The following is an 8522-nucleotide window of genomic DNA, read 5'->3' on the forward strand; positions in this document are numbered from 1 at the left end:
CATGGCAGGCTCCGTGATGCCCATTGCCGTTTCCCACGGGGAAGGGCGTGTCGAGGTGCGCGATGCCGCTCACCTGAGCGCACTGCAGCAGAGCGGTCTGGTAGGGCTGCGTTTTGTCGACAACCGCGGCAGCGTGACCGAGCAGTACCCGGCCAACCCGAACGGCTCGCCGGATGGTATCACCGCCGTGACCACCACCGATGGCCGAGCCACCATCATGATGCCGCACCCGGAGCGGGTGTTCCGCACCGTGGCCAACTCCTGGCACCCCGACAACTGGGGCGAGGACGGTGCCTGGATGCGGATGTTCCGCAACGCCCGAGTTCGTCTGGGTTAATAGAGACAGCACCAGCGCATAAAAACAGAAACCGGCCAATTGGCCGGTTTTTTATCCGTGTCGTTACGGCTTGCCGAGCGGTTGGGGGATAAAGTCTCCCCGGTCGAGGATCCGCAGACAGGCATCCACCACATCCGCATCGAGCTGATGGCCGCGCATCTGGATGATCTGCTCACGGGCCTGGGGAATGCCGAGGGCGGCGCGATAGGGGCGATCCGAGGACATGGATTCGACGATATCGGCAACGGTGAGGATGCGGGCCTCCAGCAGGATTTCATCTCCCTTGAGCCCCTGCGGATAGCCGGAGCCATCGAGATACTCGTGGTGCTGGTGGATCATCCGGGCGATGGGCCAGGGGAAGTCGATATCCTTGAGCACCAGATAGCCGATGGCGGGGTGCTCCTTGACCAGCTCGAACTCCAGCGGCGTGAGGCGCTCCGGTTTGGTGAGAATTTCAGCCGGTACCTGGATCTTGCCGATATCGTGCACCATGGCGCCCAGATAGATCCCTCGCAGTCGCTTCTCTTCCAGCCTGAGCTCCCGGCCGATGGCTTGGGCCAGTTTGGCCACATGTTTCTGATGGCCAGCGGTATAGGGATCGCGCTGCTCCAGCACGGCGGCGATGGCACCCAGCGCATCTTCCAGTGCCAGCTCCAGCTGGCGGGCATGGAAGATCTTCTCCTGTTGCGAGCGCAGATAAGCCTGCTGGGTATGGCGCGCCTGCAGGCCGTAGGCGAGGTAGTCGGTCAGCTGGATAAAAAGTTGCTCCTCCTCCTGGCTGAACAGCCGTGGCTGGTCGCTGTGAATGATCAGCGCACCGGCCAGATCCTCCTGCAGTGGCAAGGGGATCAGCAGGCGGGAGTGCAACGGGTGGCGGCCGGTATGGGGCCGCTCGTGGAAGATCACCTGATTGAGACGCCGCTGGTGGAGGATGGCCTGGGTGAGGGCCTTATCGTTCAACCACAGCGTTTGTTCCGATGCATCGGCACTGCCTGCCTGTGCCACGATCCTCGGCGGTTGAGCGAGTTCGGGCTGGCCTTGCAGCACTGCGACCAGCGGAAAACGGTCATCGACGGCGATGGCATCGCAGATATCCTGCAGCAGTTGCGGCTCATCGCCCGGTTTGAGCAGGGCGTGGTGGGCGCGGCTGATCGCCTGCTGGGTCCATGTGTACTGTTGCAGTTTCTCCTGCTGCCACTTCTGCTCGGTAATGTCTTCGAAGAAGACGCCGACCCCCACGATACTCCCCGCCTCATCACGCAGGGGAAACTTGGTGGTGCTGAGCCAGCGGGCTTCTCCCCCCTTCAGATAGGGCTCTTCGATGTGCTGGTGTATTCCCTCGCGCATGACTCGGGCGTCATCCTCCCGATAGCGTTGTACCAGTTCGGGGGGAAAGAAGTCGCAGTCATTCTTGCCCACCAGTGCCTCTGGTGAGAGGGCGAGATCCGCCGCCAGCAGGCGGTTGCCCGCGATGTAGCTGAATCGGGTGTCTTTGAGCAGCACCCGATAGGGAAGCTGATCCATCACTTGGGTTAGCAACAGCGCCGAGGAGGGGAGCACATCGGTCAGTGGGTGGGGGAGTGCACAGGAGGTGAGGAGTTCTGACATCTTATCCCGCCTTGTCTGCAAGTTGACTGATGGGAGGGCCGAAGTGGTAGCCGGTCTGCCAGAGCACGATACAGCTGTTGACCACTTTTTCATCGTAATGGATCCCGGCATAGCGGGTCAGTTCGGCAAAGGCGTCACTCAGGGGCATGGCCCGGCGGAACGGGCGATGGGAGGTCATGGCGATCAGCGAGTCGGCCACCCGGATAATGCGCGCCTCCAGGGTAATGGCGTTGCCCGCCAGCCCCTGCGGATAGCCGCTGCCATCGAGGTTTTCGTGGTGCTGTAGCACTATGGTGGCGATGGGCCAGGGGAAGTCGATCTGTTTGAGAATATCGTGGCCGGCCTGGGGGTGCTGCTTGATCAGTTCGAACTCCACCGGCCGCAATTCACGGGGGCGAGTGATGATCTCGGTGGGGATCTGCAGCAGGCCAATATTGTGCACCATGGCCGCCAGTCCCAGCGCATCCAGCCGCTCTTGCCGCAGTTGCATGGCCTGCCCGATGGCCAGTGCCAAATCGCGCACCCTCAGCTCATGGCCCGCACTGTTGCGATCCTTGTGGCTGATGGCGCTGGCGAGGGCACTGATGGTCTGGAACAGCAGCTCACGCTGGTGACGCTCGCTCTCCTTGAGGCGGGTGATGTCGACCAGGGTGCCGATGATGCCGGCAACCATCCCCTGATGGTCATAGAAGAGATCCTTGAAACAGATGACCTGATAGCGCATGCCATTGCGGTCATGCAACTGCTGTTCGATGCACTGGGGCTGGCGACTTCGCAGCAACTCGGCTTCCCGCATGCTGTAGGCCTCGGCAAGCCCGACTGGCAGCAGCTCCTCGACCCGCCGACCCAGCAGCGCCTCCTTGCCGATGCCGATCACCTGATTGAAGGCCTGGTTGCAGCCCAGAAACCGCCCCTCGATATCTTTGTAGAACACCGGGATCGGGATGGCCTTGAGCAGGGATTCGTTGAAGTGTTTCAGATCCTTCAGTTCGGCCTGCTGACGCAGGGCGAGCAGCTCGCTGTCTTTGCAGAGGGAAATGGCGCGGGCCAGGTTGCCGAGCACCGGGCTGAACAGATGGCAGACCGGTACGATCTGCTGATGTGGCTGGGGGGCGAGCAGCAAGATGAGATAACCCCCTTCAACCTTGAGCCGATAGGCAAACTGGTAGGGGCGGCTGCCCGGCAGGGGGAGCGTCTGTTGCAGCAGGCAGTGCTCCTCCTCGCTGACCCACCCAGGCAGGGTCAGGGTGGTGCCGGTGTGCTGGCGCAGCTGCTCGTCGCCGATCACCTTGAGCAGCTTGTATCCCTCCCGTTGTTGCTGCAATACCGCGCCAACCGGCGTGGCGCAGTGATGCATAAAACGTTGCAGTACCTTGGTGAGCAGCGCATCCAGCGTGACTTCACGTCCGATGCAGAGCGCCAGATCGCAGACGATGGCCATGGCGTGGTCGTTGTTCATATCAATGCCCCGTTACAGAGAATGGCGCCGTTATGAAATTGGGGGTAATCCCCATGGCGCACGCTGCCAATTTCGCCAAGGGAGAGGGCTCCTGCCAGATCGCCGGCCCCCGAGTGGGTCAACAGGGTGTGCAGCTCGGTCACCGTCTGCTGGTCGAAGTGCAGCTGGCGTCCTGCGCAGTAGTAGACCTCCAACAAGTGTGCCCGGGTGAGGGTTTGTTGCTGGTTGAGGCGCCTGGCCAGTGAGCAGGCATGTTCGGTGGCACTCTCTGGCGCCTTCAGCAGGGTGAGGATGCTGTGCTCTGCGACCTCGCCGGCGCAGAGCAGGGCGCCGTCATCGTTTGCATCGACGGGGATCCTGACAATCACATCCCCGTTGGCCCGCAGCAGGCCCAGTGGCATGTGCACCACGAAACGGTAGAGTTCCTCGCGCACCATAGTGTGCTGGAATTGCTGGCTGATCAGCCCCTGATATTTTTGAAAGGCCGGTTGCCAATCGATGTAGGCAATCTTGTTCGCTTCACTGCTGGTGGCCAGCATCGGTTGGGCCGAGAGCTGGTAACCATGTTCCAGAAAAGGAAAGCTGTTGCTGGGCAGCAGCGTGCAGTTGACCCCGTAGGCAAGTTGCCGTTGATTGTCGAACAGGCAGGCAAGGGGGGTGAAGCTGCCGCTGCCTGCGTTGGCGCCGGCATAGTTGACGCGATTGGCCAGTTGCAGATAAAGCGCATCCAGAATGGAGGCGATATTGGGAATGAGGTTGTCGAAGGTCAGAAACAGGGTTGGTGGCGGCGAAGGGGTTGGCCAGGTGGCCAGCATGCTCTCCACCTGTTCCGCAATCCGGTGGGCAAGGGATGCTGCGCTGGCCTGCGGTGTCAGAGGCTGCAGTGTGGCGTGATAGGGGTTGGCTCTGGGCAGTAGCCAGGCACCCTGCGGCAACAATCCTTGCGCACCGATCAGCTGGGGGAAAATGGCGCCATCCAGGGCGATGTTGAAGTCGCGGCACAACTGCTGCAACAGGGGAACCTGCGCGCAATCCTGTTCGGCCAGCAGTATGGTCAGCTTGCCTCCTTGCAAGGGTGCCAGCGTGGCGGCCAGTTCTGTCGGGTTAAATTGGCAAACGTAGTGTTGCTTCATCAATCTGAACTCCATTCCAGAATATAACCAATATATCAATAAGGAATTCAAGAGGGTATGAGGATCTCGCCCGGTTCTGGTTGTATGGCAAAAACCATGATGGGCATCACCCTCGCTGACTGATCTGTCATTTGCTGGCCTGTGGAGTGCGCGATGCTGTCGGGCCGGAAATAGAAAACCGGCAGCCAAGGCTGCCGGTTTTGCGGGTAATGAGGGGGAGCGACGGTAAAGGTTACTGCAACACCACGTGCTGAAACCCTTGTACCAGGCTGATGACCGGCTGGGGATAGAGCCCCAGCAACACCACCAGCACTGCAGAGAGCAGCACTACCACACCACCGGAGGAGAGCGCCCAGTCGGCGCTGGCATCGCGCTGCTGCATACCCGGTTCGCGCAGATAGAGGGTCACCATCACCTTGAGGTAGTAGTAGAGACCCAGTGCGCTGCCGAGCACGATGGCACCGGATAGCCACCAGAGCTGCGCCTCGACGGTGACGCCGATGAGGTAGAACTTGCCGATGAAGCCGAGGGTCATCGGGATGCCCGCCAAGGAGAGCATCATCACCGTCAGTACGGCAGTGAGGTAAGGACGCTTCCAGAACAGACCACGATAGCTGTGCAGGGAGTCGGCATCCTTGCCACGATAGGGGCTCGACATCATGCTCACCACCCCAAAGGCACCCAGGCTGGTGAACAGATACATCAGCAGGTAGACCCCGGCTGCTTCCACCGGCATCTGGCCGAATCGGCTCGCCACGATCACCGCCAGCAGGTAACCGAAGTGGGAGATGGAGGAGTAACCCAGCATCCGTTTGACGTTGGTCTGCACCAGGGCCAGCAGGTTGCCGACCAGGATGGAGATGACCGCCATGGCTGCCAGCAGCCAGTGGATCATGGGATCGCTCGCCGCCGGTACCGCCAGATAGAAGCGCAGCAGCACGGCAAAGACCGCCACCTTGCTGACGGTGGCGAGGAAGGTGGCGACCGGTGCCGGGGCACCTTCGTAGACATCCGGGGTCCAGAGGTGGAAGGGGGCGAGCGACAATTTAAAGGCAAAGCCGACCAGCATTAACCCCAAACCGCCCATCAGCAGCGGATGGTGAGCCGGGCTCTCGGCCAGGGTCTGCCCCAGGGCTGCAAAGCTCAGGCTGCCTGCCTGCGCATAGAGCAGCGCCATGCCAAACAACAGGAAGGCGGTGGCGGCGGCAGAGAGCACCATGTATTTCACCGCCGCTTCCAGCGAGTGGCGCTCGCGGTAGGCGTAACCCACCAGACCGAACATCGGCAGGGTCAGCATCTCGATCCCGATAAAGAGAGAGGCGAGGTGACGAGAGCAGGCCAGCACCAGACCACCAGCGGTGGCGATCAACAGCAGCAGGAAGAACTCCTCCCGGTTGTCCGGGTAGGCTTTCAGCCACGATTGACCGAAGGTGCAGGTGGCCAGGGCGCCGATGAGCACCAGTCCCATGTAGAAGACGGCGTAACTGTCAACTTGCAGCAGCGGGGTGACCCCCTGATCCCCTTGCGCCATCACGATGGGCAGCGAGAACAGAGCAAGGTTGAGGCCAACAATGGTCACGGTAAAGGCGGTGGTGACACAGCGGCGCCAGGCGATGGCCAGCATCAGGGCTGCCATGGCCCCGGTGGTCAACAGCAGGGGAAGCAGTGCCAGCAGTTGGGAAGCGGAGAAAGTCATTGCAGGGCTCCAGCAGTCGGCAGCAGATACCAGTGCAGCACGTTGATAAGGCTGCTGCTGGCGGTGTCAATCACGGGTTGGGGATAGAGGCCAAGCAGAACCAGCAGGCCCGCGATCACCATCATCATGGTCAGCTCGCGGCGATCCAGTCCCTTGAGCATGCTCTCATCCTTGGCGGGGCCAAAGCAGGCACGCTGCAGCATGATGAGAGAGTAGACCGAGGCCAGCACCAGACCGAAGGTGGCGACTGCCGTGATGACAGGGGCAACCTGGAAGCTGCCGACCAGGATCAGGAACTCGCCGACAAAGTTGCCGGTGCCCGGCATGCCAAGTGACGCCACCGAGAAGAAGAGCATCACACCGGGCAGATAGCGCAGGCGTCCCCACAGGCCGCCCATCTGGCGCAGATCCCGGGTGTGCAACCGCTCGTAGAGCTGACCGCAGAGGATAAAGAGGCCGGCAGCCGAGAGACCGTGGGCGATCATCTGCACCACGGCGCCCTGCAGGGCCAGCTCGCTACCCGAGTAGATGGCGATCATCACAAAGCCCATGTGGGAGATGCTGGTGTAGGCTACCAGCCGTTTGATGTCGGTCTGGGCAAAGGCCACTATGGCGCCATACACGATCCCGATCAGGCCAAGCACCATGGCGTAGGGAGCAAATTCGGCTGAGGCCTCGGGGAAGAGCGGCAAGGCAAAACGCAGCAGACCGTAGGCGGCGGTTTTGAGCAAAATACCGGCTAGATCCACCGAACCTGCGGTCGGCGCCTGACTGTGGGCATCCGGCAGCCAACCGTGCAGCGGCACCAGTGGCATCTTGACCGCGAAGGCGATAAAGAATCCCAGCATCAGCAGCCACTGAACGCCCTTGCTCATCGGTGTATTGAGCAGCTCCAGATAGTTGAAGGTGAAGACTCCGGTGGCATGCTGGTGGGTCAGCACCAGCCCGATGATGGCCACCAGCATGATAAGGCCGCTCACCTGGGTGTAGATGAAGAACTTGGTCGCGGCGTTGATCCGTGATTTGCCGTCAGTGACCGAGTGGCCCCAGAGCGCAATCAGGAAGTACATGGGGACCAGCATCATCTCCCAGAAGAAGAAGAAGAGGAACAGGTCCAGCGCCATAAAGACCCCGAGCACGCCGCCCAAGATCCAGAGCAGGTTGAGGTGGAAGAAGCCGATGCGCTGCACGATCTCTTTCCACGAACAGAGAATGGCCAGTACCCCGATAAAGCAGGTGAGGATCACCATCAAGAGCGACAGGCCATCCACCGCCAGATGCAAAGAGATGCCGAAGCGGGGGATCCACGGCAGGCGCCACTCGGCGGCCCAGGCGGAGGCAGCACCAGAGACTCCCGCGCTGTCGAGGCCGGTCGTGGCAAGGGAGAAGTCACCACTTAGCCAGATGGCACAGGAGAGCAGCAGGCTGGCGCTCATGGAGAGCAGGGCTACCCAGCGGACAAACTGCACGCCGAGACGCTCCATCTGCCAGCAGAGCAAGCCGCCGATAAAAGGAATTAGCAAGATCCAGAGTAAGGTCACGGTATCAGCTCTCGTTCAAGTTCATATGAGATTGTGCTCCCTGTTCCATCAGGGAGAGCAAACAGCCTGGCTGTATGATTGTCCGGTTATTCATCGCGTTACCCCAGCAGCAACAGCGCCAGCACCAGCACGGCGCCGATCCCCATGGAGGCGGCATACCAGCGCAACTTGCCGGTCACGGTCCAGGCCAACAGCTGGTTGCCACGCAGGGCAAACCAGGCGGGCAGGCCCATCATCCAGTCCAGCGGGTCGCGGGCCAGCAGCCGGGTCGCCAGCAGATAGGGTTTGACCCACAGCTGGTCATAGAGCCAGTCAAAGCCCCAGGCGTTGAACCAGAGGGTGCTGAGCAGATGGCCCGGGGCGCTGTTGGCAATGGAGGTGGCCAGACGACGTTCACCAAGGAACAGAAACGCGGCCAGCGCGATGCCAGCAATGGCGATGATGCCGGAGGTGATCTCCAGCGCATGGCGACCCTCTTCGATATGATCACCCGGGCCTGCCGGCAGCACACCTGCCAGTGGCGGGGTGATCAGCGCGCCTATGCCGGTGGATAGCACCAGCAATACCAGCAGCGGCAGATGGTGAGCCAGACCGTGGCCCGCATGGGCTTTGGTCTGCTCTTTGCCATGGAAGGCGATAAAGATCAGCCGGAATGTGTAGAGCGAGGTGAGGAATGCCCCTACCAGACCTGCCCACAGCAGCGCGCTTTGGCCAGAGGCTTCTACTTGCCACAGGATGGCGTCCTTAC

General features: G+C 61.2%; 6 protein-coding genes and 1 pseudogene. 1 reads left to right on the forward strand and 6 read right to left on the reverse strand.

Features of this window, described 5'->3' with window-relative positions; translation table 11 throughout:
• The coding region (locus AB5Y92_RS04650) for a phosphoribosylformylglycinamidine synthase subunit PurQ (protein ID WP_368225765.1) at positions 1-337 on the forward strand (337 nt) is incomplete at its 5' end.
• A gap of 63 nt (positions 338-400) precedes the next feature.
• Here AB5Y92_RS04650 and AB5Y92_RS04655 read toward each other — a convergent pair.
• From AB5Y92_RS04655 to AB5Y92_RS04680, 6 genes and pseudogenes are all read right to left on the reverse strand, one after another.
• Entirely contained in the window at positions 401-1945 is a 1545-nt protein-coding gene (locus AB5Y92_RS04655; RefSeq protein ID WP_368225767.1) for an HD domain-containing phosphohydrolase, read from the reverse strand.
• A 1-nt stretch (position 1946) separates the two neighbouring features.
• Complete coding sequence (locus AB5Y92_RS04660; RefSeq protein ID WP_368225769.1) at positions 1947-3404, reverse strand: HD domain-containing phosphohydrolase; 1458 nt, start codon at positions 3402-3404, stop codon at positions 1947-1949.
• Positions 3401-4537, reverse strand: coding sequence for an FIST C-terminal domain-containing protein (locus tag AB5Y92_RS04665; protein ID WP_368225771.1), 1137 nt, complete (start codon positions 4535-4537; stop codon positions 3401-3403). The genes AB5Y92_RS04660 and AB5Y92_RS04665 overlap by 4 nt, the downstream gene beginning before the upstream one ends.
• A gap of 232 nt (positions 4538-4769) precedes the next feature.
• Positions 4770-6233, reverse strand: coding sequence for an NADH-quinone oxidoreductase subunit NuoN (gene nuoN / locus AB5Y92_RS04670; RefSeq protein WP_075115877.1), 1464 nt, complete (start codon positions 6231-6233; stop codon positions 4770-4772).
• A complete protein-coding gene (gene nuoM / locus AB5Y92_RS04675) occupies positions 6230-7774 on the reverse strand; it encodes an NADH-quinone oxidoreductase subunit M (protein WP_368225774.1) in 1545 nt (514 codons plus the stop codon). Before nuoM ends, nuoN begins: the two co-directional genes overlap by 4 nt.
• Before the next feature lie 98 nt (positions 7775-7872).
• A pseudogene (locus tag AB5Y92_RS04680) lies at positions 7873-8522 on the reverse strand (NADH-quinone oxidoreductase subunit L); the annotation flags it as partial.

It is taken from the genome of Aeromonas sp. R1-1 (assembly GCF_040908495.1).
Taxonomy (GTDB): domain Bacteria; phylum Pseudomonadota; class Gammaproteobacteria; order Enterobacterales; family Aeromonadaceae; genus Aeromonas; species Aeromonas veronii.

What these genes read in the sequence shown, in the direction of transcription:
- nuoN (WP_075115877.1), bottom strand. Translation starts at nt 6,233, where the DNA reads ATGACTTTCTCCGCTTCCCAACTGCTGGCACTGCTTCCCCTGCTGTTG.
- AB5Y92_RS04655 (WP_368225767.1), bottom strand. Translation starts at nt 1,945, where the DNA reads ATGTCAGAACTCCTCACCTCCTGTGCACTCCCCCACCCACTGACCGAT.
- AB5Y92_RS04665 (WP_368225771.1), bottom strand. Translation starts at nt 4,537, where the DNA reads ATGAAGCAACACTACGTTTGCCAATTTAACCCGACAGAACTGGCCGCC.
- AB5Y92_RS04660 (WP_368225769.1), bottom strand. Translation starts at nt 3,404, where the DNA reads ATGAACAACGACCACGCCATGGCCATCGTCTGCGATCTGGCGCTCTGC.